Source organism: Staphylococcus lugdunensis (genome assembly GCF_002901705.1).
GTDB lineage: Bacteria > Bacillota > Bacilli > Staphylococcales > Staphylococcaceae > Staphylococcus > Staphylococcus lugdunensis.
Genome location: NZ_PPPV01000016.1, coordinates 723,481 through 750,480, shown reverse-complemented (window position 1 = coordinate 750,480; position 27,000 = coordinate 723,481). Strand labels below are relative to the sequence as shown.

Genomic DNA, 27,000 nt, shown 5'->3' with positions numbered 1-27,000 from the left:
ATAGCATAAAACTAATTTTATTAAAGAATGCTTATCTAAAAGGGACAAAATGAAAAGCGATAGTTATATTTTTAGAAATATCTACCTACAAGATTGAACCATGTGAAATCTGACTACCTCTATCGGCCCTAAAGGAATTAAAACAATAAAATATTAAATTATTTTAATAATGATTGACAAGTGCATAGAAAATATTAATAATTGTTAATAAGAATCATTTCGTTTTAAAAGATTAGGAATGAAATAATCATTTTCAACATAGAAAGAGGCAAAGAAATGAATAAACTTAGTAAAATAACAGTCACGTTGCTTGCATCTGGGATGATTTTGGCGGGGTGCAGTGATAACAAAGCTTTAGAGAATAAGAAATCAGAGAAGACGTTGAGTTATACAACGGTTAAAGATATTGGGGATATGAACCCACATGTATATGGTGGTTCTATGTCGGCAGAAAGTATGTTGTATGAGCCGTTAGTACGTAACACGAAAGATGGTATCAAGCCATTATTGGCAAAGAAATGGGATATATCTGCTGATGGTAAGACCTACACTTTCCATTTGCGTGATGATGTTAAGTTTCATGATGGTACAAAATTTGATGCTGAAGCGGTAAAGAAAAATATAGATGCTGTACAGCAAAATAAGAAATTACATGCCTGGCTAAAATTATCAACATTGATTGATGATGTGAAAGTTAAAGATACATATACGGTTCAACTTCATTTAAAAGAAGCATATCAACCTGCGTTAGCTGAGCTTGCGATGCCAAGACCATATGTGTTTGTATCACCGAAAGATTTTAAAAATGGTACAACAAAAGATGGTGTGAAAGCCTTTGATGGTACCGGACCTTTTAAAATGGGCAAACATAAAAAAGATGAGCAGGCTAACTTCAATAAAAATAATGACTATTGGGGCACTAAGCCAAAATTAAATCAAGTACAGGCTAAAGTGATGCCTGCTGGGGAGACGGCATTCTTATCAATGAAAAAAGGCGAAACTAACTTTGCATTCACCGACGATCGAGGTACAGATAGTTTAGACAAAGATTCACTAAAACAGCTTAAAGATACCGGAAATTATCAAGTGAAACGCAGCCAAGCAATGAACACAAAAATGCTAGTTGTTAATTCAGGTAGTAAAGATAGTGCTGTAAAAGATAAAATGGTACGTCAAGCGCTAGGTCACTTAGTAAATAGAAATAAGATTGCGACAGATATTTTAGATAAACAAGAAAAGACAGCCACACAATTGTTTGCAAAAAATGTCACTGACATTAACTTTAATATGCCTACACGTCAATTTGATACGCATAAAGCACAGCAATTATTAGATAAAGCGGGTTGGAAAGCATCGTCTAAAGAGGGTAGTATTCGTGAAAAAGAGGGTAAGGCACTTGAACTAGCCTTGTACTATGACAAAGGTTCATCAAGTCAAAAGGAACAAGCAGAATTTTTACAAGCAGAATTTAAAAAGGTGGGTATTAAGCTAAATATTAATGGTGAAACGTCTGATAAAGTTGCGGAACGCCGAACTTCAGGTGACTATGATTTAATGTTTAACCAAACATGGGGCTTATTATATGACCCGCAAAGTACAATTGCTGCATTTAAAGCGAAAAATGGTTATGAAAGTGCGACATCAGGTATTGCGCACAAAGATGCATTATATCGTGATATAGACGCTGCATTTAAGATGCAAAATGATAAACAGCGTTCTGCTAAATATCAACACATTTTGAAACAAATGGATGATGAAGGCATTTTCATTCCAATTTCTCACGGAAGAATGACTGTCGTCGCACCAAAAGATTTAGAAAAGGTTTCATTTACCCAATCACAATATGAATTACCATTTAACGAGATGCAATATAAATAAAGGAGCGTCATTATGGTCAAATTTATTATAAAACGTATAGCGTTGATGGTTCCTTTGATGCTTGTTGTGAGTTTTTTAACGTTTCTACTGACCTATTTGACTGATGAAAACCCAGCTGTCACGATTTTACATGCGCAAGGCGTACCTCATGTCACACCACAACTTATTGCTGAAACGAAAGCGAAATATGGCTTAGATCAGCCATTGCTTATTCAGTATAAAAATTGGCTAATACAGGCGCTGCAATTAAATTTTGGCACAAGTTACATTACTGGTGATCCCGTTGCAAGTAGAATCACGCCAGCGTTTATCAATACATTGAAATTAACATTAATATCTAGTGTTATGGTTATCATGACATCTATTATCTTTGGTGTGATTAGTGCTTTGACACGAGGCACACTGATTGATCGTAGCATACGTTCGATGGCCTTTGTACTTACGGCATTACCGTCATATTGGATTGCCTCAATATTCGTTATTTATATCTCGGTTAAACTAAATCTATTGCCGACGTCAGGGTTAACAGGCCCAGAAAGTTATGTCTTACCTGTATTAGTGATTACAATTGCCTATGCTGGTATCTATTTTAGAAATGTACGTCGCTCGATGATTGAACAACTAAATGAGGATTATGTGCTGTACTTAAGGGCATGTGGAATATCTACAAAGAAACTAATTTGTCACGTATTACGCAATGCGTTACAAGTAGCTGTATCTATATTTTGTATGTCTATTCCAATGATTATGGGTGGACTGGTTGTAATTGAATATATCTTTGCTTGGCCTGGATTGGGACAACTTAGTTTAAAAGCTATATTGGAACATGATTTTCCAATCATTCAAGCTTATGTGTTAATTGTCGCGATTTTATTTATTGTCTTTAACACGTTAGCAGATATTATCAATGCCTTATTGAATCCAAGGTTAAGGGAGGATATATCATGCTCGTAATGAAGCGTTTGTTACATGATAAAGGTGCCGTTTTAGCCTTAGTCATTATTTTGGGATATGTGTTGTTAGGCGTATTAGCTCCTTCAGTGACTTGGTATGATCCCAACCACATTGATACAGCACATAAATATGCCAGTATCAGTTGGCAACATCTACTGGGTACGGATCATTTAGGACGTGATATTTTAACACGTTTGATTTATGCAATTAGACCAAGCTTGTTGTATGTCTTTGTGGCACTGATTTGTTCTGTTGTTATTGGTGCTGTGCTTGGATTTATTGCTGGTTATTTCCGAGGATATATCGATGCGCTTATCATGCGCTTATGCGATGTTATGCTGGCATTTCCAAGCTATGTTGTAACATTAGCGCTTATTGCTATGTTTGGCATGGGTACAGAAAATATTATTCTGGCATTTATTTTGACACGTTGGGCATGGTTTTGTCGGGTTATTCGAACGAGTGTGATGCAATACACGACTGCGCATCATGTACAATTTGCGAAAACAATTGGTATGAGTCACTTTAAGATTATTCATAAGCATATTATGCCTTTGACTTTAGCCGATATTGCTATTATATCAAGCAGTTCTATGTGTTCGATGATTTTACAAATATCTGGCTTTTCATTTTTAGGCTTAGGCGTTAAAGCGCCAATTGCTGAGTGGGGAATGATGTTAAATGAGGCTCGAAAAGTGATGTTTACACATCCAGAAATGATGTTTGCGCCAGCAATAGCGATTGTCATCATTGTAATGGCGTTTAATTTTTTATCGGATGCAATACAACTTGCGATTGATCCAAAGTTATCAATGGTTGAACGACGTCAGGCCGTGAAGAAAGGTGGCATACGCATATGACAAGATTAAATGTTCACCATTTAAACATTATTGATTCATGGACAGGCCAAGCGCTTGTTAGCGACGTCAACTTCAATGTTAACAGCGGTGAAACCTTAGGTATTATAGGTGAGAGTGGTAGTGGCAAATCTATTACTTGTAAAGCGATTGTTGGATTAAATGATGACCGGTTAAAGGTACAAGGTCAGATTAACTTTGAAAGTGTTGATATGTTGAAGCTTCATGACAAACAGCTTAAGCAATATCGAGGTAAAGAGATTGCTATGATCATGCAACAAGGCAGTCGTGCTTTTGATCCATCGTCACCTGTAGGAAAGCAAATGATGGAAACCATGCAGGCACATACGTCATTAGGACGTCAGCAGGTGATAGATATTCTTGTAGAACGTATGTTGTATATGAAATTACAAAATCCGAAGCAAGTATTGTCGATGTATCCACATATGTTGTCTGGCGGTATGTTACAACGTTTGATGATTGCTTTAGCGTTAGCATTGCAACCGAAGTTGATTATTGCTGATGAACCTACAACCGCACTTGATACCATCACACAATATGAAGTATTAGAAGCGTTTAATGATATGAAGCAACAAATGGGCTGTGCAATGATTTTTATTTCACATGATTTGACAGTAGTTAATCACGTAGCTGACCATGTTGCTGTCATGCGAGCAGGCCGTTTGGTTGAGCAAGGTACTAGTGAAGCAGTGCTCTATCATCCTCAGCATGCATATACGTCCTACCTTTTAGCTACTAAAAAGAAAATCAGCGACCACTTTCAACGCGTCATGCGAGGTGAATGCAATGCTTAAAATTTCAAATGTTGAAAAATCTTATCGAACGGCGCATGGTTTTCAACATCGACAAGTATCTATTGTGAAAGGCGTCTCGTTTAACTGCCCATTAAACAGTTCAATTGCAATTATTGGTGAAAGTGGCAGTGGCAAGTCAACACTTAGTAGGATGATTTTAGGACTTGAAAAGCCAGACAATGGTTCGGTGACATTAGAACAACAGCCCATATATAAAAGAAAAGTAAGACGTCATCATATTGCAGCCGTATTTCAAGATTACAGTTCGTCTTTACATCCTTTTCAAACAGTCAGAGACATTATGTTTGAAGTGATGTGTCAATGTGGCAAACCCTCTAAAGCAGAGATGGAGGAGTGCGCATGTGAATGCTTAATTGAAGTTGGCTTGTCGTCTGATTATATGGATCGATATCCTCATATGTTGTCAGGGGGAGAAGCACAACGTGTAGCCATTGCTCGTGCAATCAGTATTAATCCGCAATACATTTTATTTGATGAAGCGATTAGTTCGTTGGATATGTCAATTCAAACACAAATCTTGGATTTATTACTGACATTACGTGCAACGAGACAGTTGAGCTATATTTTTATTACACATGATATACAAGCCGCGACTTATTTGTGTGATGAACTCATTATTTTTAAAGATGGTGCAATTGAAGCACAGATGCCAACGACAGCATTACATTGTAGTGAGAATGCTTATACCAATGCGCTCATTAATAAACAATTGTCATTTTAAGGAGGAAAAGCATGAAAGGCGCATTATCAGGGCCATTTTTAAGATTATATTTACTCACGTTATTATTTTTTAGTGCTAATGCAATTTTAAATGTCTTTATTCCACTGCGTGGTCATGACTTAGGTGCAACGAATACAGTTATTGGAGTAGTGATGGGCGCTTATATGCTTACTGCCATGTTGCTACGACCTTGGGCAGGACAAATGATTGCTCGTGTAGGTCCCATAAAAGTGTTGCGCATTATTTTAATTATCAATGCATTGGCACTGATTTTATATGGTTTTACTGGACTTGAAGGCTATTTTATTGCCCGGGTTATGCAGGGGATATGTACGGCTTTCTTTTCAATGTCCTTACAGCTTGGTATTATTGATGCCTTACCGGAAAAACACCGTGCTGAAGGCGTATCGTTATATTCTCTCTTTTCGATGATTCCTAACTTAATTGGACCGTTAATTGCGGTGGGTATTTGGCAGATACATCATATGTCTGCTTTTGCAGTAATCATGGTAATGATTGCATTATCAACCACGATATTTGGCTATCGTGTGACGTTTGGAGAGCAAGAGCCAGATACGAGTAGCAAGATTGATGCTTTACCGTATAATGCAGTGACTGTGTTTGGACAATTATTTAAAAATAAAGCACTATGTCAAAGTGGTTGTATCATGATTTTAACGTCCATCGTCTTTGGAGCTGTAAATACATTTATTCCTCTTTATGCGGTGCGTGATAGCTTTGTACATGCAGGACTTTTCTTAACAATTCAAGCGATAGCGGTTGTATTGTCACGCTTTTATTTACGCAAATACATACCATCTGATGGACAGTGGCATTCAGTTTTTATGCTACGTGTGTTATCATTACTCGTTATTTCAGCCGTTGTGATAGCGTTTGGCCCACAGCTTCCACAAATGATTGTCTATATTGGTGCTGTCTGTATTGGTATTACTCAAGCACTCGTTTATCCAACACTGACATCTTATTTAAGTTTTGTCTTACCAAAAGTTGAGCGTAATATGTTGTTAGGTCTATTTATTGCTTGTGCAGACCTAGGTATTTCACTAGGTGGTGTACTGATGGGACCAATATCAGATTGGCTAGGATTTAAATTCATGTATTTACTATGTGCGAGCTTTGTTGTCATTGCTATGGTGTCCAGTGTCAGTAATTGGAATCAGCAACAATGTCATAAGCGATAGTGTTCGAAATTTAAACAATCACTCATGCCTTGAATCATAGGATTGTTTAAACATATAGAGGCTACACAGTTGCCATCATACAAACGCAACTGTGTAGCCTTTTTAAATCGTTAGCTAATGAACTTCTGACAAGTGATTAATTGACTTTATTGTATGAGATATCTTCGTCTTTGTCATTAGGTACGTTGAAGTCTTGATTTGTTTGGAATAACACAGATCCTTGAGGTGCTAATGTCTCTGGAATTTGAGAAATTGGTTGTGGATGAACGTTATTGAAGTCTGCATCTCCTTTGAAACCATACGGTCCACTATTTTCTTTTTTCACAAGGGCGATTCTAAAGTTAGTCATGAATTTACTAAGTGATAAATTAGGGTCTACATGTTCATGAATTGCATTTTGAAGTGCAGTATTCGTATCACCTGGATCATTAATGAGTTCTTTAAAGACTTGTTCACCATTGTCACTTTGTTTTTTCAGATATTCAATAAAGAGGTAAGATAATGAGTAGTTTGATAATGTATCACCTTGTTCGTCCCAACGGATTAATGAATGACCATAGGCGATGGATTTTGAATTATTATAATAATCGATACGTGAATTCAATGGTGCATTCAAGTACATTTGTTCACTAGCCATTGATAATGCTTCGTTTAACCATGGATCCATTTCTTCTTGACTTTGTTCTTTAAATAGATTTTCGTTGGCATTGACCATATGTTGATATTCATGCGCTAATGTGGAATAGATTTGTGATTCATTCAAATGTTGACGATCTGTTCCCATTGATGGATACGTATCCATATAGAAGATTTCGCTGTGGTTTGATCCTCGGACATTGTATAAATCTCTTGGATGGAAATAACCACCAATATACGTTCCTGTTTGGTCATAGTTATCTTTAATATCATATACAAGGATATTTACTTTACCGTTATTGTCAACATCAGAGGGTTCACCAAAGTTGTTTTCGATAAGTGGGTCGATACGTTCATCAAATTCTCTACCAATGTTTTGCGCTTGTTTATCAGTAATGTATTGATCAGCAACCCACACTTGGGCTTTTTTACCATCGTATTTTAATGTAGCAGTGGTTTGTTCATCTTGATTAGTTCTATTATCAATTGTTGTAAAGGTACGCTGATCATTTAGGCTATATTGTTTGCCGCCATTTTGACTGCGGTTTTCACTCTTTCGAATCGGTTGTTTATTCTTTGGTGCCTTAAATAATTTATCTTCTTTGAAGGCTTCGCGATTTTGTGGTCCCATTTGCTTCACGGTTTGCTGTTTAAGTGCAGCACGGTTATAGCTGCCTGTATAAGCTTGGCGGCCATCTTTATCTATATTTTCATTGTTAACGACGTAGGATGCGGCTTGTGCGCATTGTGAAATCGGTAAGGCAATAGTAATCGTTGTGCTAAGGGCGATTAATAATTTATGTGAAATGTTCATAGCAGACTCTCCTTTTTTTAAAAATTTAGATTTATTTGAAATCTATATACTATTCTATGGACTAGCAGTAAAATTTTGGTTTTTAGCTCTTAACTGTTCAAATATTTGCCTAACTGTATAAAATAAAACTTTTCATATATAATGAAAAATATGACTAAGTTATACAAATTATATTTTTAAATATTGATTGCAAGCATAGAGGAGATGAAAATATGAAAAAAGCAATTTTTTTGTTATTGGATGAATATGCAGATTGGGAAGGCAGTTATTTAGCATCAGCTTTAAATCAAAGTGATACGTGGGAAGTGATGACAGCATCTATCCAAGATGAAGTGCGTTCGATGGGTGGTTTAACAACCCTTATTGATGTTCAGCTTGAAGCGGTAAATGCGTATGACTTATTGGTATTGATTGGTGGTAAAAGTTGGCATATCGACAATCAGATTTTAAATCATTTTGTTCAACAGGCATTTGAACAACACAAACCTATTGCTGCCATTTGTGGTGCTGTAGATTATTTAGCACGGCAAGGACATTTGAATACGTATCGACATACCGGCAATGCGGTACAGTTATTAGACCAATACGAAAATTATCAGCCAACTTATCCATTTATTGCCACGCAGGTGGTGCGTGACAAACATTTAGTTACGGCAAATGGTACAGCGGCCATTCCTTTTACAGCGGCTGTACAACAGTTGATTGACTTTGATTCAAATGACAATATAGAACGACAGGCCTATATGAATCAATTTGGATTTTATGATTATTGTGAGCGTTATGGTAATCCATATTTATAAAATATAAATTTAAAAATGATAAACATTTGTTCAACTTGAAACGAACGCTGTAATATAGTCTGTTTATTTGATTTTTCAAAATAATAATAATGCTATATTAAACATTTATATGAATAATTGAGTTTGACTATTATTTTGAGTAGCGTATAATGGTTACGTGTTTATTAAAAAATGAAACATAACAATAATTAAGGAGTTATTATGGGTAATAAAAATAAAAGCAATAAGATAAGTTTGGCACAACTTGTGCTATTAGGACTTGGTTCACTCATTGGTTCGGGTTGGCTATTTGGAGCGTGGGAAGCTTCATCTATCGCAGGACCAGCAGCAATTATTTCATGGGTGATTGGATTTATCGTCATTGGAACTATTTCATATAACTATATTGAAATCGGCACTATGTTTCCACAATCAGGTGGAATGAGTAACTATGCACAATATACGCATGGTTCGTTGCTAGGCTTTATTGCAGCTTGGGCGAACTGGGTATCATTGGTTACCATTATTCCTATTGAAGCTGTGTCGGCTGTACAATACATTAGTTCATGGCCTTGGGATTGGGCTAAATTTACATCGGTATTAATGGAAGATGGCTCAATTAGTACAAGTGGGTTATTTGCAGTTTATATCATCATCATCATTTTTTCACTGTTAAATTATTGGTCGGTTAAAATTTTAACGTCATTTACAAGTTTGATTTCAGTGTTTAAATTGGGTGTGCCATTATTAACAGTTATTATGTTAATGCTGTCTGGCTTTGACACAGGAAATTATGGTCATTCTGTAAGTACGTTTATGCCTTATGGTAGTGCGCCAATTTTTGCGGCAACGACAACATCAGGAATTATCTTTTCATTTAACGCATTCCAAACAATCATTAATATGGGGTCTGAAATTCGCAATCCTGAAAAGAATATTGCACGTGGTATCGCAATTTCACTATCATTAAGTGCTGCATTATATATTATTTTACAAAGTACCTTTATTACATCAATGCCTCAATCTACGATTAATGCACATGGTTGGAGTGGTATTAACTTCAACTCTCCATTTGCTGATTTGGCGATTTTATTAAACATTAATTGGCTAGCAATTTTACTTTATATTGAAGCCGTTGTTTCGCCATTTGGTACTGGTGTATCATTCGTAGCTGTGACAGGGCGTGTATTACGTGCTATGGAAAAGAATGGGCATATTCCTAAATTTTTAGGAAAAATGAATGAAACATATAATATTCCACGTGTTGCCATTCTTTTTAACGCAATAATTAGCATAATTATGGTAACGTTATTCCGCGATTGGGGAACATTAGCAGCCGTAATTTCAACAGCGACACTTGTGGCATATTTAACTGGTCCAACAACTGTAATCGCCTTACGTAAAATGGCACCAAAAATGACGCGACCATATCGTGCAACATTGCTAAAAGTGATGGCACCATTATCGTTTGTCTTGGCTTCACTAGCAATTTATTGGGCAATGTGGCCTACAACAGCTGAAGTTATCTTTATTATTATTTTAGGTTTACCGATTTATTTCTTCTATGAATATAAAATGAATTGGAGAAATACGAAGAAACAAATTGGTGGTAGCTTATGGATTATCGTGTATCTTATTGTATTGGCAATTCTGTCATTTATTGGAAGTAAAGAATTTAAAGGTATCAATTTGATTCACTATCCATATGACTTTATCGTGATTATCGTAGTTGCATTGATCTTTTACAGCATCGGAGCAACAAGCTATTTTGAAAGTATTTACTTTAGACATGCGAAGAAAATAAATACTAAGATGGCAAGAGACCTAAAAGATAATGAACTAAATAACAAGTAAAAAAATTAGGTTTTAAATTAATACAGTCTGAGACATAAATCTCAGAAAAATAACACTCAGATGAATTGAATTTCAACTCATCTGAGTGCTTCTTTGTATTTGTCCAAGAACTTTATGTCCAGACCTTTTATCTATTTCAATACTTATTAGGCATTGTTTTTATATTTATAAACTAAGCTTTTTGGTAAATGGCAGTAGTCATCAGGATAGCGTTCTAATCTATTTTGATGCATATCGGCACTTTTAATATAATTGGTCAGCGGTAAGACTTCCGTTGCAATAAGATGATGGTCTTCAATAGCATCGATAAAGGCTTGAGCTTCTTTTAAATGTTCAGGGTTTTCACTATAGAATCCAGTTCTATATTTTAACCCGATGTCTTGACCTTGTTGATGAAGACTATAAGGATCGATAATTTCAAAGAGATAGCCCATCAAATCTGTAACGGACACGACGTTTGGATCAAATTCCGTTTTGACAGCTTCCACGTAACCGTCGTACTCACCATCTAGAGATTTTGTAATGCCATTTGCGCGACCACTTGTCGTATTGATAACCCCTGGGAGTGTTCGAATAAATGCTTCAACGCCATATAAACAACCACCTGCTAAGTATACTGTTTCCATAAACAACCTCCTATAATTGAAAATCATTATCAATTAGAATTATAGTAAAATTGTAGTGATAATTCAATGTATGCAACCAGTTTCTGTCAATGCAGTCCTCAAAGTACATATAATAAAAATGGTATACTTGAATATGAAATGAGTCGCATTCGCAATGATGCGATTATATACTCAAATGATAAGAAGGAACGCCAATGAAGATTTATATATTACAACATGTCCCATTTGAGACCCCTGGGAGTTTAGCTTATTTAGATGCGCATATTATTAAATTATATGAAACGCCAGTCCGTATACCCGATGCTCAGCAAGTTGATGTGCTTATTATTTTAGGAGGGCCAATGAGTGTGAATGACGATATTCCTTGGTTAGCAGAAGAAAGAGCGCTTATTATTGCTATGCTTAAGCAACAGAAACCAATGTTAGGGATTTGCTTAGGTGCACAACTCATTGCGCAAGTGCTCGGCGCAACAATTTATAACAATTCAGCAGGTAAGGAAGTAGGATTTTCAAATATTAAAAAAACAACATCTCGTTATAACTTCTTGCCTGAAACGTTAGACGTTTTACACTGGCATGGAGAAACATTTTCATTACCTCCTGGGGCAGAACGACTTTATTGTTCACCTTATTGTGAAAACCAGGCATTTATTTATAAAGATTGTGTGATTGGTTTGCAATTTCATTTAGAAACAACGTCTCAGACATTACAAGATCTTGTTGCAGCTGACTACAAATATATTGAAGGGAATGTACTACAACAAACACGTGACAGTATCTTGCAACACGAAATACCAACTGACAATCAAATCGTCTTAAGCAAGATTATGGATCATCTTATAGGAGGATGTACTTATGGAGAAACATATTCATAAAGATTTATTACCGGCATTTAAGCGCTTGTCGCCAATGATTTTTACTGAAGCGCGATTACCACTCATCAGAGGTATTAATCAAAAGTTAATTCGTCCCTATAAGGATGAATCATTACAGTTTACAGAACATCATATTGCATATGCAGATAGTAACGTCTCTATAAGAGTGAAAGTGTATGCGCCTAAAGCACAACAACAGCCTTTGCCTGTCGTGCTATATATTCATGGGGGAGGTACGTTCTTTGGAACGGTAGAAGGTAACGATGCTACATGTGCAAGTTATGTTAAACATGTACCGTGTGTGGTCGTTTCTGTAGATTATCGTTTAGCACCTGAACACCCCTATCCTGCAGCACTAGAAGACTGTTATCTCGCATTACAATGGATTGTTAGCGAACGTGAAACATTAAATATCGATATTGATAGATTAGCTGTAGTTGGGGGCAGTACTGGGGGAGGACTAACGGCAGCTTTAACACTATTAGCCAGAGATAGAAAAGGGCCTAACATTAAATTTCAAATGCCGTTATTTCCAATGATAGATGATACGTGCGCCACACCTTCAAGTCAGGAAGTTTTAGATTCTAAAGTATGGTCTTCGGAATTAAATCAATTTGCTTGGTCGATGTATCTGAAAAATATTAAAGGTGATGTACCTAAATATGCAGCCCCAATACGTGAAACAGACTTCAGCCAACTTCCAGCGACATATACTTCTGTAGGAACGTTGGATCCATATCGAGATGAAACCATCAATTATGTACAAGCGTTGGCTCAAGCGGGTGTACCCGTTGAGTTTCATTTATATCCAGGCTGTTATCATGAATTTGAATCTATCGCGCCAGATGCACCTATTAGTAAACAATCCAAAGCGGCGGCGCTACAAGCTTTAAAACAGGCATTAACAGATGAAGATGCATCTATTAAAGCTAAGAATATTGAGAAATAGCAACATAACAATGCTTTCATACACATACACCATTTATAAAATATGACATAAGTGATTGTAGCAGGTTCTTAATAAGTAGAAGAACGGAACGGGACAAAATTCATTATGAATTCGTAGTCCCGCTCTCTTTATAGTGATATTATTTCTGATAGTATTTATCGTTATTAATCGCATCATTTGGGTCGACTAAGTTATTTAAAGTAGGTTCGTATAAATCATGTTGATATTTCTCGCTTGCAAAATTTTTAATATGTGCGATGAAATCTTCAATACTAATGTCTAGCTTACGTTTTGAAAAAGTAATATTGTTTTTATTAAAATCAGGACTCTCATATTTTTGAGTATAGATTTTGTAAGAAATTTTAAAGTTATTAAACTGATTTTCAACTGGTTCATAGCTGGTTAATAAACGTCTTAGCACTTTATTAGAATTGTCACTGTGATGACTCATCAATAAGATTAAACTTTGTAATTGTTTGTCTAAACCTTTGAAATCTGTGTGAATCTCTTGGTAAATCTCTGTTGTATTGTCTTTGTTGAAATTGGAATAATTGAAATCTAAATAATTATTGCGTACTTTTGCGGCTTTATATGCAATAACATCTAATGAACTGACTAAATCATTATGATAATCTTCTCTTTTATCTCGCTCATCTTTTCTAAATTGGAATATTAATGCTATGAATGTCCCAGCTAACGTGAACAAACCACCGATAATGGCTGCAATAAACTCACTCATCAAACAATCCCTCCAAACTATATTAATTTAAAGCTATTATGGCATAACATTTGTTTTATGCAAATTTAATATATAAACAAAATATCAATAGAAACAAGCATTAAAAATGAAATATTACTGATTTATTTGAAACAATGACTACATTGAATTATGTCAAACCAACAACATTTAAATTAAATTTAAAATTTATATTGTTAACGCTTACTTTAACGTGCTAAAATATCTGGGAACAATTCATTCGAATTCAATCAAAAGTAGTCAAATTAGTGCAGATGATAGTGTGATGTTTATGTTTTAGGACCATTAGTGCTTTATATATCTAGCTAGGCCATACATCATGTTCAGTCTGAATAGATTGTTGTTAATCGATAATGAATACTATTTTAATTGGGTTCTTGCTTGGAGGTTAGAAAGGTGAGAAAGAAATTATTCGGTCAATTGCAACGTATAGGTAAAGCATTAATGTTACCAGTTGCTATTTTACCAGCTGCTGGGTTGTTACTCGCACTTGGTACTGCGATGCAGGGTGAATCATTACAGCATTATCTACCATTTATTAAAAATGGTGTGATTCAAAATATTGCCCTAATGATGACAGGGGCAGGTGGGATTATCTTTGATAACTTGCCAATGATTTTTGCTTTAGGTGTAGCTATCGGTTTAGCCGGTGGTGATGGTGTAGCTGCGATTGCGGCATTTGTTGGTTACATCGTCATGAATAAAACGATGGGTGCTATCTTAAATGTTACCCCAAATGAAGTAAAAGATGCTGCCAGTGGTTATGCCAGTGTATTAGGTATTCCTACGTTGCAAACAGGTGTCTTTGGTGGGATTATTATAGGTGGCTTAGCCGCGTGGTGTTATAACAAATTTTACAATATTTCGTTACCATCGTACTTAGGTTTCTTTGCGGGTAAACGTTTCGTGCCAATTATGATGGCAACGACGTCATTTGTTTTAGCGTTTCCAATGGCATATGTATGGCCAATGATTCAATCTGGATTGAATGCATTTAGTGAAGGATTATTGGACTCTAATACAGGTTTGGCCGTATTCTTATTTGGCTTTATTAAGCGATTGTTAATACCATTTGGCCTACATCACATTTTCCATGCGCCATTTTGGTTTGAATTTGGTTCTTGGAAAAATGCGGCAGGGCATATAGTACGAGGAGATCAACTAATCTTTATTGATCAAATTCGTGAAGGTGCACATCTGACTGCTGGTAAATTTATGCAAGGTGAATTCCCAGTAATGATGTTTGGTTTGCCGGCAGCGGCGCTAGCGATTTATCATACAGCAAAACCTGAAAATAAAAAGGTTGTTGCAGGTTTGATGGGTTCAGCAGCTTTAACATCATTTTTAACAGGTATCACAGAACCACTAGAATTCTCATTCTTATTTGTGGCACCGTTGCTCTTTGTTATCCATGCACTGTTAGATGGACTATCATTCTTAATTCTATATTTACTTCATTTGCACTTAGGTTATACATTCTCAGGTGGCTTTATTGATTACGTACTTTTAGGGGTATTACCTAATAAAACAGCTTGGTGGCTAGTCATACCAGTTGGTTTAGTCTATGCAGTTATCTATTATGTTATATTTAGATTCCTCATTAAGAAGTTAAACTTTAAGACACCAGGTCGCGAAGACAAAATGGCTTCAGCTAAACAAACAGCAGCAAGCGAGTTGCCATATGCAGTATTAGAAGCAATGGGTGGTAAGACGAATATTAAACATTTAGATGCATGTATTACCCGATTACGTGTTGAAGTGAATGACAAAGCGAAAGTGGATGTTGCAGGATTAAAAGATTTAGGGGCTTCAGGTGTGTTAGAAGTTGGTAATAATATGCAAGCTATTTTTGGTCCTAAATCAGATCAAATCAAACATGAAATGCAACAAATCATGAATGGTGAAGTTGTCGAACATCCTATGTCAGCTGAAGATGACTCTGACGAAGCGATAGTTGTAACAGAAACAGAAGCACAAGCGGAGACACATAGTGAAAGTGTCGTTGCGCCATTAGAAGGAAAAGTAGTCGATTTAGCTGATGTTCCGGATCAGGTCTTTAGTGAGAAAATGATGGGAGACGGCATAGCGATTAATCCAGTTAGTGGTGAAGTTCGAGCGCCGTTCAATGGTAAGGTTCAAATGATTTTCCCAACGAAGCATGCCATCGGTTTAGTATCTGATCAAGGATTAGAGTTATTAATTCACATTGGTTTAGATACAGTTCAATTAGAAGGACAAGGTTTCACAATGCATGTCGAAGAGGGGCAAACAATTGAACAAGGTCAACAATTAGTAACCTTTGATTTAGACTATCTTGGTGAAAATGCGAAAAGTTTAATTACACCAATTATTGTGACGAAAGGTGACATTACAGATATAGCTGTAAAAGCTGGTAACAGTATCCATTTCGGTGACCACCTTTTTAACATTAAATAAACAGCTTGAAATAAAAGCGGTTTGAACATCATTTATAGAAAAACAGGATTGGATTTAAATTCCAAAATAATAGCACAAAGATGATTTGAAATTAAAAATCGTCTTTGTGCTTCTTTTGTAATCAATACTGTGTAGTCGTATATGAAGTTATACTAAAATGCTTATAAAAAAATAAGAGATTTTCGTAACATTTAATGAACCTCATTAAACTAAATGAACAAGGTGATTTATGTATAAAATCAACATATGCTACCAATAGAACCTTTAGTTTTAATATATTCAAATGTTATGGTGAAACTATACCGAAGAAAGGATTTTGGGGCTATAACTTTAGTCCGTCACATTGATGTTCCAAAGTGTTGTGCTATTTCATTGCTTTTAATGCTTTATAGAAAATATCTCGTTGACGTTCTAAAGAAATAGGATCATTATATTGTGTTTCACTGACATCAAATTTAATGACACGATGTTTTTTGACAGCATTGAGACTCTTCCAAAATTGTGTTTGTTCAAACTGTGGTGACTTGTTACCTTGTTGAGCAATAACAGCAATATCACCAATATATTCTGGGAATTGTTCTTCATTGATTGGTGTTGCTACTTTTTTCTGAGTTGCTTGTTTTAATGCTTTAGGCTGTTTCAAGCCATAGCCCTCATATATAATCTCTGTTCCACGACCCATGTGATTGCTGCAAGCCATAATGCCTTTAGGTGTTTGTTGTAAGACGGAAGCAGTTTTCCCCTTAATCATAGATGCCAATGCTTTCTTATCTTTTGCTAATTGTTTTTCCCAATGTTTTAGCCATTGGTTTGCTTTATGTTGCTCGTTAACAAGTTGTGCTAATTTTTTAGTAGTGTCTTTATAAGATGATTGATTCGCATCGAACACATAGGTTGGGGCAATTTTTTTCAATTTCCCATAATTTTTATCGCCTTTTGACGTAATAATTAAATCGGGTTTTACTTTGGCAACTTGCTCTACACTAGTATTATCTATACGTTTAATGCCTTTTGTGGCCTTGTTTAACACTTTATTTTTAGCAACAAATTTTGGTAAGGCAATCGGTTTATGGCCAAATTTTACTAAAGCACCTACATATGTGGGATGTAATACAGCGATGCGCTTAGGATTTTTAGGTATTTTAACTTTATTGCCGTCATCCATCGTTACTGTTCGCATGGCTTTCGTATTGCTATGATCTTTAGCGCGCTCATGATTATCATTTGAGTTACAAGCAGCTAAAAATAATATGGTACATAACGTTAATATGATAAATCTTTTCATTTCATCACCCTTTATTTTAAAAAATGTGTATTGATAATCGTTATCAATTATAGCATAATTTTAAATATATTTAACTTTTAAATAAATTTAATTATTAGAATTTTAAAGGGGAGTTATCATGAATAAACGTCGACAGGTCTTTCAAATGGATGGCTTTGAAATTACTATTCAATTACCAAAGGATTATGGTAAGCAGAAGGTTAAAAGATATGCTGCACTCATTGTTCATGATGGCGATATGTTATTTAAACGGTGTAATAAAGATATGATTTTTATCGGCATTCTTTCTAAAGAACGTGCAAAAGACTTTACACCGTGGCCGGCAAAAGTTGGCACAAGACTTAATCAAGGCCAAGCGTCTAGGTATCTCACTTGGTTAACGACACAATTGTTACCTTATGTGAGAGAACAGTATCGTGTATCATTAAATAATCAGGATATTGGCATTGCTGGTGCATCTTATGGTGGACTTGTGTCACTTTATGCATTGTATACCATGCCGCAACAATTTGGGAAATACATTTTGATTTCCCCTTCAGTATGGTATCCGGAATTCATAGATTTTATGAAGCAACAGCAGGCGATTAATGCGTCAGTACATGTCTACTGGTATGTAGGGATGAAAGAAGGCATTAAGCATACACAGATTGTTAAAGACATGGTTGGTAACAGTTTGTTGGGAAAAGCAATATTAGCGAATGATTTAGCAAACGAGACGTCGACATTTAAATTTCAAACAGCTAAGCGTGGTATTCATCGGCAGCGATACTTTAAAAAGTTTTTCAAACGTGGTTTGAAGGAAGTGTTTTAACATGAGTAAATAGTTAATATCACAGCACTGTAAATTTAGTATCGTTTCTTATTGAGCTTGTCAGACATGGATATTTAACTTGTGCTATTATAATGAGAATAGTAAATAAAGGAGTTAATATATGGAAAGACAACCAATACAACGACATTTAGAAGAGAAACGCGCAGGCTTTCATGAATTGTTTTTTGACTTGATTTTTGTCTATGCGATTCAAAAAATTGCGCATGTTATTTTACACACACATGGCGGTACCATTTCTGCCGATTTGTTTTTTAAATATATTATTATGAGTTTAATCTTATGGATATTATGGTCACACCAAACATTCTTTACGAACCGTTTTGGTAAGACGTCTAAGACCGATGTGTGCTTCATGATGTTTAATTTGTTTGTGCTGATTTTTCTATCGAATAGTTTATATCCAAGTTTTGAAAAGACATTTTTCCCATTCTTTTTATGTGTCACAATCATGTATATGAGCATTGGATTACAATATTTAGTGCAGCTAAGATATACGCGTTATCCTAATGACTACCAAACGTGTAAAGCTTTTGCTATCGTCGCATTTACGGTAGCAGCATTGTCGTGCTTATCACTTATTTTACCGACACATATTCATTATTATAGTGCCTTTTTAGGTGTCTTTGTAGCTGGCATAGGCTTAATTCCATTTAGAAAATATTTATATCAATCACCAGTCAATATGATGCACTTAGTTGAACGTTTTTCATTACTAACGATAATTATTTTTGGAGAAGTGCTTGTCGGTTTAGCATCTACCTTTAGTATTAAACATTTTGACATTATTTATATATTTCAATTTCTAATTTTGGTTAGTCTATTTGGGATTTATTGGCTAGTCACTGAAAACTATATCAATCACCAGCATAAGTCGATAGGATTTTTACTTGTGTATACACATTTGGTGATTAATATTGCATTAGGTATGTTAAATACAGCACTTGTATATAGTAATAGTAACGAGCTGTATCGTTTCTTTGAAATCAACTTATTATATGTAAGTATAGTGCTATTTTTAGCAGGACTATGGTTTAATTCATCATATTTTCACGCACATTTAAAAATAGTAAAACCAATTGTCTATCAAATTATAATTATTATTGTGGCATATATGATGAGTATCGTGTTTATTAATGTAGGACATGTCTTTGTAATTGTTACAGCAATTGCGACGTGTTTAATTTTAGCGATATATTATTTAAAAGTAGCCGAATAGTACGCATACTCAAAAACTGACGAAGTCTTTAAGGGCATTCGTCAGTTTTTTCATTAATAGATACGATTATGGCTTGCGTGAGTGGTTAGATAGATAAAGTAATTAGAAAAACAAGGGTAGTTGTATCCTTTTTAAATGGTGTCACAGCATATAACATGATATTTTAAAGAAAAGAGATAAAAAAGGTGGATTTAAACGGTGAGACAAATAAAAGGCTTTGTACTTCTATTATGCTTATGTATGATGTTTAGTCCATTAACTACCTATGCAGCAAAAACGCCCACACAAATCGCTGAAGCGGAAAAGCAACATATCGCTCAGCACTACAATCCTAAAAGTATGATTGTAACTACGCAACAAGGACAAATTCTTTACGACTATCATCAGCATGACAACGTAGATCCAGCATCAATTACCAAGCTAATGACTATTTATTTAGTATTAGACGACATAGATAAAGGTAAAATTAAATTAACTGATGAAGTAAAAGTTTCAGGACGATATGCCAAAATGTCACGCATACCGGGATTAACAACCTTTCCATTGATTAAAGGTAAAACATATACGATTAAGCAATTATTAAAACAAGGTGCATTAGCGTCAAGTAATGCAGCAATGTTGGTGTTGGCAGAACATATTGATGGCAACTCATCTGATTTCACACATCGTATGAATCGTAAGGCGCAAGCATTGCACATGAGACATACGCATTTTAATAATCCTAGTGGTGCAGATAATAGATTAATAAAGCCCTTTGCACCGTCACAATACAAGCAACAACATTTCTCTAAAACGACTGCGAAAGATATGGCTGTATTAACACAACAATTAGTAAAGCAACATCCTAAAGTGTTGAAGATTACAAGACTGACGTCCGATAAACAACATGGTCATATGCTTAAAAACACTAATTTATCATTACCCGCACAAGCTGATGGTTTAGCGGGTGCTGATGGTTTAAAAACAGGTACCAGCAATCACGGCTATAACTTAGCGTTAACAGCTAAACAAAATAACTTAAGAATTCATTCAGTGCTATTTCAAGTACAGCCATTTGCTGATGAACGAGCAAAACATGTGCGTCAACAACTTTCTAATATCATGGTTCGACGTGCTTTCAAAAATTATGATTATCGCAAAGTGCTTAGTAAAGGTCAGCATCGTATTCAAGGGAAAATGTATTATGTGAAGAAAGATTTATATGATGTTGTACCTAAAGATCACAAAGGTTATCAGTTCAAAATCAATCACGGTAAATATGTGCATTTAACGTATCAACGTTCATTTTTACCGGGAACACACCCGCCAAAAGTAGAAGTGGTCAAAGTATCCGGGATGAAACGGCCCATAGTCATCAGTCTATGTATAAGTGGTGGACTAATTATAGCGTTTATCTTTACAATTACTATAATCAAAAATAGAAAAAGAATATAAAGTAAAATAAACAAACAACGCAAGTTGGGGTGGGGCCCCAACAAAGAGAATTTCGAGAAGAAATTCACCAGGCAACGCAAGTTGGGTGGCTGAAGTTCTCTCCCTAAGAAGCCAATCATACAAAGTATTATCAATAAAGAAACCAGAGTCTGGGACAACATTATGTTTTAGGCGCTGAATGCTATATTGGCAGTAGTTGACTGGAGTGCAAATACGCTGGATACCAAGCTTTTTCACTCCTAGTCAACTTGGCAGGAGCGGGACTACGAATTCATCATGAATGCTGTTCCGCTCCTTGGTTTTTCTAAAAAGGATGTTCTATTCTCTGTTTCTTTAGCGCTCTTCTAGTTCTGACTCGATGCCTAATAGCTCAAAAGGATTAGTGTTAGCTATTTCAAGCATGACTTGAGCGATATAATGTGAGCTATATTGAACATTGTCATTAATCCAACGTTCAATAACGCCTAAATGCCCATGAATAATAAAGTTTAATGCAATTTCATTTTTAAACGTTAATGAAACATGATTTTTCTCTAATAAAGGTAGGAAAATATTTTCTCGTACCTTTTCAACTAATAGTGAACGGAATCTTGTATTATTCATATTGATAAACAGAACACGAATAAACTCATAATTCATTTCAATGTATTCTAATAACTTATAAAATGATACTTTAAATTCTGAACTGAAAATGGCATCTTCTGAGGATGAATCTCGTTTTACATAATCTAATAACTCTGTAATTGTTTCATCAATGATTGAAACAATAAAGTCATCTTTACTTTGATAATGTAAGTAAAATGTACTGCGGTTGATATGTGATGCTTCAGCAAGTTGTTGTATGGTAATGTCTGAATAGTTTTGAGTGCTTAATAATTGTGTTAAGCCTTTTTTTAAATAGTTATTCGTCCGTTTTTGTCGTTTGTCCATGTTGTTTTCCTCCTTATTCGTCTATCATTTGGAATTTAATCAACACAAATTTTAAAAACGTCTATTATAGTGCAAATCTAGAAATTTTTAATGAGAAATATCAAATGTTTTGTGGTATCTTACATAATAGACAATTTGTCTATTAAAAGATAAACGAAAATACTACAGAAAGCAATGGTTAACACTTAGTTAGATAATGACCTTGCTAAAAAATAAAAAGGGAGTAAGAGATAATGAAGACAATTTTGAGATTTAAATGGCCGATTTCAATATTAGTAATCATTGTAATTGTGTTGTCACTTATTTTTGCACCAAATTTGTCTCAATTGGCAAAAGAAAAGGGTGAAATTAAGCCTCCTGATAGTACATCGTCACAAAAATATGAACATATGTTGAAAGACGTAGGAGCAAATTCTAATTCCATAGTTGCAGTCATCAAAATGAAAGAACCATTAAGTGAACAAGGCAATGACAAAGTAGAACATTTTATTAAAGAAATTAAAAAGATAGATGGCGTTAATCATGTTATATCACCGTATACCAATAAAGATACCTTCAAAAAAGTTGTCTCAAAAGATAAAAAAACAATAATGATTCCAGTTGAAATGACAACAGGTGATTCTGTCAAAGTGGCTGATAAGATTAATAAAATTGACAATCACCCTGGAAAAGTGTACTTAACTAATAATGATTTAGTTACACATGATATTAATAAAGCGACAGATAAAGGGCTACAGAAAACAGAAATTGTAACAGTTGCTTTAATTCTGATCATTCTATTTGTAGTATTCCGCTCTGTTGTCACACCATTTATTCCATTGTTTATTGTAGGTTTATCTTATTTATTTAGCTCTGCAATTATTGCATTCTTAGTAAAATATGGCGATTTCCCAGTATCAGTATATATTCAGCCGTTTTTAGTAGCTTTATTGTTTGGTATTGGTACAGATTATTGTATTTTATTATTGAATCGATACAAAGAAGAGCTGGCCGCGCATGATGATAAGACGAAAGCGGTTTATGAAACATTTGTGAGTGGCGGTAAAACGATACTCATTTGTGGAAGTACAATTTTTGTCAGCTTCTTAGTGATTTTGTTTGCACAATTCGATTTATTCCGCTCTGCGGTGGGTATCGGCGTAGGTGTAGTATGTTTATTAATTATTATGTACACATTACTTCCACTTATCATGGTGTTATTAGGCGAAAAAATATTTTGGCCAAGTAAAAAAGCAACATCGCACAAAGAAAATCGATTTTGGGGTAAACTTGGAAATTTATCTAGTAAACACGCATTCGTTGTCATTTTAGTGATTTTAGCTGTATTTTTACCACTTATTTACTTCACACCAAATAAAATCACATACGATAATACAAATGAAATAAGTAATCATTATGGCTCTGTTAAAGCCTTAGATATTATCAAAGATAAATTTGAATTAGGAGAAGCTTTCCCGGTAACCATTGCCATCAAAGATAATGATCAATTAACAACATCTAAAGGGTTAAGTGATTTAGAAACGTTAACGAAAAGTATAAATAAAATCGATAATGTCAAAGGTGTTAATACGATTACTCGTCCAACAGGCACCCCAATTAAGCAATTATCTGCCACAAATCAATTAAATGAAATTCAACAACAATTGACGAAAGCCAATAAAGGATTAGGACAAGTTAACAATGGTTTAGGTACAATGCAACAAAAGGTTCAGCCATTGACACAAAGTCAAGTTGTACAGCAACAAATGCAACAAGCAAGTCAAAATCCACAGGCTGGTGTTCAAAGTATTACACAGCAAGCAAGTCAATTATCCCAAGGCTTGCAACAAGCACAACAAGGTAATGAACAAGTCATCGATGGTCAAAAAGAAATACAAAGCTATTTGAAAGGTATGTCACAAGACGATAGTGTTAACCGTTCAGGTATGTATATTTCACAAGATATGCTGAATAATAAAGATATGAAACGCTCAATTGACCAATATAGTGCAAACCACGGTAATGTTGTCTTGCTCAATGTAGAATTAAAACAAAATCCTTATTCTAAGTCAGCCTTTAAAACGTTAAATAACATTAAAAATACAGTAGATAATCAGAAAAATGGTACTGTATTTAAAAATAGCAAGATTGAATACGGCGGTGTTACCTCACAAAACGCAGATTTAGACCACACGATTAATACGGATATGACGAAAGTGATTATATTAATGTCTCTAGTTACATTCTTAGTACTTGTCGTCTTTAAACGTTCTATTATTATGCCGTTGTATATGATGTTCTCAATACTCATTACGTATTACGTTTCTATGGGTATCGCCAATGTGCTATTTGATTATTCGTTTGGTGAAAAAGGCGTACTTTTAGTAGCACCATTCTTTAGCCTAGTTATATTATTCTCATTAGGTATTGATTATGCAATCTTCTTACTCAACCGCTTTAATGAGGAAGTACGCACACATGATATTCATAATGCATTAATAACTGCGATGAAGAAAATGGGTACGGTTATTGTGACAGCATGCATTATTATCGTTGGTACCATTGCGGCATTGTACACATCAGGAATGCTCACACTGATGCAAATTGCGACAATACTCATTTTGGGGCTACTTATATATAATTTATTCATCTTACCATTGTTTATTCCAGCCGTAGTAAGCACGCTAGGTAAAGGAAATTGGTGGCCATTAAAAGGTCCTAAAAAACAGCAACATAAATAGATGAAATAAAAAAAGATACCTCTTAATTGATATGATGCTTGGTCATGTTGATTAAGGGGTATTTTAATAAGATGAGCTGCTAAATAAACAGTGAATTAAGTTATTTTATTAACGTTATAATGTGATAAGCTGTTAAAATTTACTCTTAAAAAGAAGTAGCCAGGAGGTTATGAGCATGGATAGTAAAGTATTAGTGACAGGTGGTACCGGCTTTTTAGGCATGCGTATTATTTCGGAACTATTGAAACAAGGTTATGACGTACGTACAACTGTGCGTTCTATCAATAAACAAGCAAATATTTTAAATACAATGAAAGCCAATGATATTCCAACAGAACGACTCACATTTGTCGAAGCAGATTTATCTAGTGATGAACATTGGGATGATGCGATGCAAGGCTGTCAATATGTGCTAAGTGTCGCTTCGCCTGTCTTTTTTGAAATTCCTGACGATGAGTCAGAAGTAATACGTCCTGCAATCGAAGGTGTGCAACGTATTTTACGTGCTGCTGATCATGCAGGTGTTCAACGTGTTGTGATGACATCAAATTTTGGTGCGGTTGGTTTTAGTAATAAGGATAAATCAAGTATAACGACGGAACGTAATTGGACAGATGAACATGAACCGGGCTTATCAGCTTATGAAAAATCTAAATTATTGGCTGAAAAAGCTGCATGGAATTATGTTGAAAATGCGACGCGTAAAATAGAATTTGCAACAATCAATCCAGTAGCAATGATGGGCCCATCTTTAGATGCCCATATTTCTGGTAGTTTTGATTTAGTCAAAAATTTAGTTAATGGGTCAATGAAGCGCATCCCAAATATTGCATTAAATATTGTTGACGTGAGAGATGTCGCCGATTTGCATATTCGTGCAATGACGCATAATGAAGCAGACGGTAAACGCTTTATTGCCACTGCAGACGGTCAGATTACTATGCCGGAAATCGCAGCGCTTATTAAGAAAGAACGCCCAAATCTAGCACAGAAAGTATCAACAAAACGCGTGCCTAATTTTATATTATCGTTAGGTGCAAAAGTGAATAAGCAAGCGAAAGAGGGCAAATTATTACTTGATATTAATCGTAATGTTAGTAATGAACAAGCTAGGAAATATCTTGGCTGGACACCAATAGCGACACAAGAAGAAGCGATTTTAGCAGCACTTGACAGCATCGTACAATATGATTTGTTAAATAATTAATGATTCATACAACGCTGTAATATAAATTCAAAGATAATGGCACAAAGATGATTTGAAATTAAAGTCGTCTTTGTGCCTTTTTATATTTAATGATTTGTATTGTATGGTTTCACTTTCACAGTGTGCTGTCTCAGTCTAAACAAATATATTGGTAGTAGTTGTCTAGATTGAAAATACATTTATCCCTAGCTTTTTTCAATTCTAGTCAACCTTGCTGGAAGCGGGACTACGAATTCAAAATGAGTGCTATCACGCTCCCATTTGTTTAATATCTAATGTATAAAATTTCTTAAAATGTGTTTTGTTCGATGTTCAGCGGGAAACGTCTATTAACACATAAAAAGGAGTGCAACAACATGAAAAAAGAGAAAACAATCACATTGATTACAGCATCGGTACTATTTTTAGGTGCTTGTAGTCAATCAGATAACCATACCACGACATCGAACCATCAAAAAGATAGTCATCAGGGGACAATTGCATTAAAAGAAGTTAAAACGAAACCTGAAGACGCGATTAAAAAAGCTCAGAACAGTTATAAAAATCAGCAAGTGACCGAAATCTCTTTTGAAAAATCAAATGGAGAATGGGTTTACAAAGTCGAACAGCAAAACCCTCAGAACCATAATGAATCTGAGGTTATAGTTAACGATAAAAGCCAACGTGTCGAGCATAAAAAATCAGAAAAAGGTGATCAAGATCATTCAGATGACCAAGACACGTTTAAATATAGCGAAGTGAAAAGCTATAAATCAGCTATTAAAGCAGCACAACGAGCATTTGATGGTGAGATTAAAGAATGGTCACTCAGTAAAGATGATGGTAAGTTAGTCTATGATATCACGTTACAAAAAGGTAAAGAACAACGTGATATCACAGTAGATGCGCAAACAGGTAAAGTAATAGACAACCAACAAGACGATTAAAAGTTGGCAATCAAAAATAGAAGTTAAAGCTGACATAAGAAACGCGGAGCAAAAGTCAAATTTGATAATTGCTTCGCGTTTCATGCTTGATTATATGAATGATTGATAGTTCAAAACTATAATTTATACATTGCACAATACAACTGTTGCATAACACAACTAAATGAACATTAAACTGTTTTACAAACTAATACAGGTTTACGATTTAGACAAATATTTGATGAAAATTAGTCATAAATCATGTGAAAAAAATCACAATAACCATGCTACAATGCT

At 35.0% G+C, this 27,000-nt stretch carries 22 protein-coding genes; 17 read left to right on the top strand and 5 right to left on the bottom strand.

Annotated elements, in window-relative coordinates; translation table 11 throughout:
- Positions 1 to 276 precede the first annotated feature (276 nt).
- From cntA to cntE, 6 genes are read left to right on the top strand one after another with little or no spacing between them, the layout of a single operon-like run.
- Positions 277 to 1,878 (top strand): staphylopine-dependent metal ABC transporter substrate-binding lipoprotein, encoded by a 1,602-nt coding sequence (cntA, locus tag CD041_RS10300; protein ID WP_070648086.1) that lies wholly within the window; start codon positions 277 to 279, stop codon positions 1,876 to 1,878.
- Positions 1,879 to 1,890: 12 nt separating this feature from the next.
- Positions 1,891 to 2,832, top strand: coding sequence for a nickel/cobalt ABC transporter permease (gene opp1B, locus CD041_RS10295; protein ID WP_002460841.1), 942 nt, complete (start codon positions 1,891 to 1,893; stop codon positions 2,830 to 2,832).
- Entirely contained in the window at positions 2,823 to 3,692 is an 870-nt protein-coding gene (gene cntC / locus CD041_RS10290) for a staphylopine uptake ABC transporter permease subunit CntC (RefSeq protein ID WP_070648087.1), read from the top strand. Before opp1B ends, cntC begins: the two co-directional genes overlap by 10 nt.
- Entirely contained in the window at positions 3,689 to 4,504 is an 816-nt protein-coding gene (cntD, locus tag CD041_RS10285; RefSeq protein WP_062078299.1) for a staphylopine uptake ABC transporter ATP-binding protein CntD, read from the top strand. The genes cntC and cntD overlap by 4 nt, the downstream gene beginning before the upstream one ends.
- Positions 4,497 to 5,246: an ABC transporter ATP-binding protein gene (locus CD041_RS10280; RefSeq protein ID WP_002491982.1), complete on the top strand. Its 750-nt coding sequence runs from the start codon at positions 4,497 to 4,499 to the stop codon at positions 5,244 to 5,246. Before cntD ends, CD041_RS10280 begins: the two co-directional genes overlap by 8 nt.
- 11 nt (positions 5,247 to 5,257) lie before the next feature.
- Positions 5,258 to 6,448, top strand: a complete 1,191-nt coding sequence (cntE, locus tag CD041_RS10275) for a staphylopine family metallophore export MFS transporter CntE (protein WP_002460837.1) — start codon at positions 5,258 to 5,260, stop codon at positions 6,446 to 6,448.
- 136 nt (positions 6,449 to 6,584) lie between these two features.
- Here the strand turns inward: cntE and CD041_RS10270 are convergent, their stop codons facing one another.
- The gene (locus CD041_RS10270) at positions 6,585 to 7,898 is read right to left on the bottom strand and encodes a M30 family zinc metallopeptidase (RefSeq protein WP_002460836.1); all 1,314 of its coding nucleotides are present in this window, start codon (positions 7,896 to 7,898) and stop codon (positions 6,585 to 6,587) included.
- Positions 7,899 to 8,110: 212 nt separating this feature from the next.
- Here CD041_RS10270 and CD041_RS10265 point away from each other — a divergent pair, with 212 nt between their 5' ends.
- Together CD041_RS10265 and CD041_RS10260 are read left to right on the top strand one after the other, a co-directional pair.
- The gene (locus CD041_RS10265) at positions 8,111 to 8,698 is read left to right on the top strand and encodes a DJ-1/PfpI family protein (RefSeq protein ID WP_002460835.1); all 588 of its coding nucleotides are present in this window, start codon (positions 8,111 to 8,113) and stop codon (positions 8,696 to 8,698) included.
- A 201-nt stretch (positions 8,699 to 8,899) separates the two neighbouring features.
- Positions 8,900 to 10,531 carry an APC family permease gene (locus CD041_RS10260; protein WP_080606662.1) on the top strand — a complete coding sequence of 544 codons (1,632 nt, stop codon included), beginning with the start codon at positions 8,900 to 8,902 and terminating at the stop codon, positions 10,529 to 10,531.
- 146 nt (positions 10,532 to 10,677) lie between these two features.
- On the opposite strand, the gene CD041_RS10255 is transcribed toward CD041_RS10260, so the two are convergent.
- A complete protein-coding gene (locus CD041_RS10255; protein WP_002460833.1) occupies positions 10,678 to 11,157 on the bottom strand; it encodes a peptide-methionine (S)-S-oxide reductase in 480 nt (159 codons plus the stop codon).
- Between the two features lie 194 nt (positions 11,158 to 11,351).
- On the opposite strand from CD041_RS10255, the gene CD041_RS10250 reads away from it, so the two are divergent.
- Both CD041_RS10250 and CD041_RS10245 read left to right on the top strand, forming a co-directional pair.
- A complete protein-coding gene (locus CD041_RS10250) occupies positions 11,352 to 12,032 on the top strand; it encodes a type 1 glutamine amidotransferase (protein ID WP_002479091.1) in 681 nt (226 codons plus the stop codon).
- On the top strand, positions 12,013 to 12,981 hold the full coding sequence (locus CD041_RS10245; RefSeq protein ID WP_060795097.1) for an alpha/beta hydrolase: 969 nt from the start codon (positions 12,013 to 12,015) through the stop codon (positions 12,979 to 12,981). Before CD041_RS10250 ends, CD041_RS10245 begins: the two co-directional genes overlap by 20 nt.
- 139 nt (positions 12,982 to 13,120) lie before the next feature.
- Here the strand turns inward: CD041_RS10245 and CD041_RS10240 are convergent, their stop codons facing one another.
- Entirely contained in the window at positions 13,121 to 13,720 is a 600-nt protein-coding gene (locus CD041_RS10240) for a hypothetical protein (protein WP_002460829.1), read from the bottom strand.
- 414 nt (positions 13,721 to 14,134) lie between these two features.
- On the opposite strand from CD041_RS10240, the gene ptsG reads away from it, so the two are divergent.
- A complete protein-coding gene (ptsG, locus tag CD041_RS10235; RefSeq protein WP_070648088.1) occupies positions 14,135 to 16,174 on the top strand; it encodes a glucose-specific PTS transporter subunit IIBC in 2,040 nt (679 codons plus the stop codon).
- Positions 16,175 to 16,538: 364 nt separating this feature from the next.
- Here the strand turns inward: ptsG and CD041_RS10230 are convergent, their stop codons facing one another.
- Positions 16,539 to 17,459: an ABC transporter substrate-binding protein gene (locus CD041_RS10230; protein ID WP_080606663.1), complete on the bottom strand. Its 921-nt coding sequence runs from the start codon at positions 17,457 to 17,459 to the stop codon at positions 16,539 to 16,541.
- Positions 17,460 to 17,577: 118 nt separating this feature from the next.
- Here CD041_RS10230 and CD041_RS10225 point away from each other — a divergent pair, with 118 nt between their 5' ends.
- The 3 genes from CD041_RS10225 (at position 17,578) to pbp4 (ending at position 20,941) form a co-directional block, all read left to right on the top strand.
- The gene (locus CD041_RS10225; RefSeq protein WP_002460826.1) at positions 17,578 to 18,270 is read left to right on the top strand and encodes an alpha/beta hydrolase; all 693 of its coding nucleotides are present in this window, start codon (positions 17,578 to 17,580) and stop codon (positions 18,268 to 18,270) included.
- A gap of 121 nt (positions 18,271 to 18,391) precedes the next feature.
- Entirely contained in the window at positions 18,392 to 19,507 is a 1,116-nt protein-coding gene (locus CD041_RS10220) for a low temperature requirement protein A (RefSeq protein WP_080606664.1), read from the top strand.
- A gap of 198 nt (positions 19,508 to 19,705) precedes the next feature.
- A complete protein-coding gene (gene pbp4 / locus CD041_RS10215) occupies positions 19,706 to 20,941 on the top strand; it encodes a penicillin-binding protein PBP4 (RefSeq protein ID WP_070481915.1) in 1,236 nt (411 codons plus the stop codon).
- A gap of 333 nt (positions 20,942 to 21,274) precedes the next feature.
- Here pbp4 and CD041_RS10210 read toward each other — a convergent pair whose 3' ends face one another.
- Entirely contained in the window at positions 21,275 to 21,871 is a 597-nt protein-coding gene (locus tag CD041_RS10210) for a TetR/AcrR family transcriptional regulator (RefSeq protein WP_002460823.1), read from the bottom strand.
- Between the two features lie 233 nt (positions 21,872 to 22,104).
- On the opposite strand from CD041_RS10210, the gene CD041_RS10205 reads away from it, so the two are divergent.
- The 3 genes from CD041_RS10205 to CD041_RS10195 all read left to right on the top strand — a co-directional run bounded on the left by CD041_RS10205 (position 22,105) and on the right by CD041_RS10195 (position 26,724).
- Positions 22,105 to 24,591, top strand: a complete 2,487-nt coding sequence (locus tag CD041_RS10205) for an MMPL family transporter (protein ID WP_070648091.1) — start codon at positions 22,105 to 22,107, stop codon at positions 24,589 to 24,591.
- Positions 24,592 to 24,766: 175 nt separating this feature from the next.
- The gene (locus CD041_RS10200) at positions 24,767 to 25,798 is read left to right on the top strand and encodes an SDR family oxidoreductase (RefSeq protein ID WP_002460821.1); all 1,032 of its coding nucleotides are present in this window, start codon (positions 24,767 to 24,769) and stop codon (positions 25,796 to 25,798) included.
- A gap of 356 nt (positions 25,799 to 26,154) precedes the next feature.
- Complete coding sequence (locus tag CD041_RS10195; RefSeq protein ID WP_070648092.1) at positions 26,155 to 26,724, top strand: PepSY domain-containing protein; 570 nt, start codon at positions 26,155 to 26,157, stop codon at positions 26,722 to 26,724.
- Positions 26,725 to 27,000: the final 276 nt, after the last annotated feature.

What these genes read in the sequence shown, in the direction of transcription:
- cntA (WP_070648086.1), top strand. Translation starts at nt 277, where the DNA reads ATGAATAAACTTAGTAAAATAACAGTCACGTTGCTTGCATCTGGGATG.
- opp1B (WP_002460841.1), top strand. Translation starts at nt 1,891, where the DNA reads ATGGTCAAATTTATTATAAAACGTATAGCGTTGATGGTTCCTTTGATG.
- cntC (WP_070648087.1), top strand. Translation starts at nt 2,823, where the DNA reads ATGCTCGTAATGAAGCGTTTGTTACATGATAAAGGTGCCGTTTTAGCC.
- cntD (WP_062078299.1), top strand. Translation starts at nt 3,689, where the DNA reads ATGACAAGATTAAATGTTCACCATTTAAACATTATTGATTCATGGACA.
- CD041_RS10280 (WP_002491982.1), top strand. Translation starts at nt 4,497, where the DNA reads ATGCTTAAAATTTCAAATGTTGAAAAATCTTATCGAACGGCGCATGGT.
- cntE (WP_002460837.1), top strand. Translation starts at nt 5,258, where the DNA reads ATGAAAGGCGCATTATCAGGGCCATTTTTAAGATTATATTTACTCACG.
- CD041_RS10270 (WP_002460836.1), bottom strand. Translation starts at nt 7,898, where the DNA reads ATGAACATTTCACATAAATTATTAATCGCCCTTAGCACAACGATTACT.
- CD041_RS10265 (WP_002460835.1), top strand. Translation starts at nt 8,111, where the DNA reads ATGAAAAAAGCAATTTTTTTGTTATTGGATGAATATGCAGATTGGGAA.
- CD041_RS10260 (WP_080606662.1), top strand. Translation starts at nt 8,900, where the DNA reads ATGGGTAATAAAAATAAAAGCAATAAGATAAGTTTGGCACAACTTGTG.
- CD041_RS10255 (WP_002460833.1), bottom strand. Translation starts at nt 11,157, where the DNA reads ATGGAAACAGTATACTTAGCAGGTGGTTGTTTATATGGCGTTGAAGCA.
- CD041_RS10250 (WP_002479091.1), top strand. Translation starts at nt 11,352, where the DNA reads ATGAAGATTTATATATTACAACATGTCCCATTTGAGACCCCTGGGAGT.
- CD041_RS10245 (WP_060795097.1), top strand. Translation starts at nt 12,013, where the DNA reads ATGGAGAAACATATTCATAAAGATTTATTACCGGCATTTAAGCGCTTG.
- CD041_RS10240 (WP_002460829.1), bottom strand. Translation starts at nt 13,720, where the DNA reads ATGAGTGAGTTTATTGCAGCCATTATCGGTGGTTTGTTCACGTTAGCT.
- CD041_RS10230 (WP_080606663.1), bottom strand. Translation starts at nt 17,459, where the DNA reads ATGAAAAGATTTATCATATTAACGTTATGTACCATATTATTTTTAGCT.
- CD041_RS10225 (WP_002460826.1), top strand. Translation starts at nt 17,578, where the DNA reads ATGAATAAACGTCGACAGGTCTTTCAAATGGATGGCTTTGAAATTACT.
- CD041_RS10220 (WP_080606664.1), top strand. Translation starts at nt 18,392, where the DNA reads ATGGAAAGACAACCAATACAACGACATTTAGAAGAGAAACGCGCAGGC.
- CD041_RS10210 (WP_002460823.1), bottom strand. Translation starts at nt 21,871, where the DNA reads ATGGACAAACGACAAAAACGGACGAATAACTATTTAAAAAAAGGCTTA.
- CD041_RS10205 (WP_070648091.1), top strand. Translation starts at nt 22,105, where the DNA reads ATGAAGACAATTTTGAGATTTAAATGGCCGATTTCAATATTAGTAATC.
- CD041_RS10200 (WP_002460821.1), top strand. Translation starts at nt 24,767, where the DNA reads ATGGATAGTAAAGTATTAGTGACAGGTGGTACCGGCTTTTTAGGCATG.
- CD041_RS10195 (WP_070648092.1), top strand. Translation starts at nt 26,155, where the DNA reads ATGAAAAAAGAGAAAACAATCACATTGATTACAGCATCGGTACTATTT.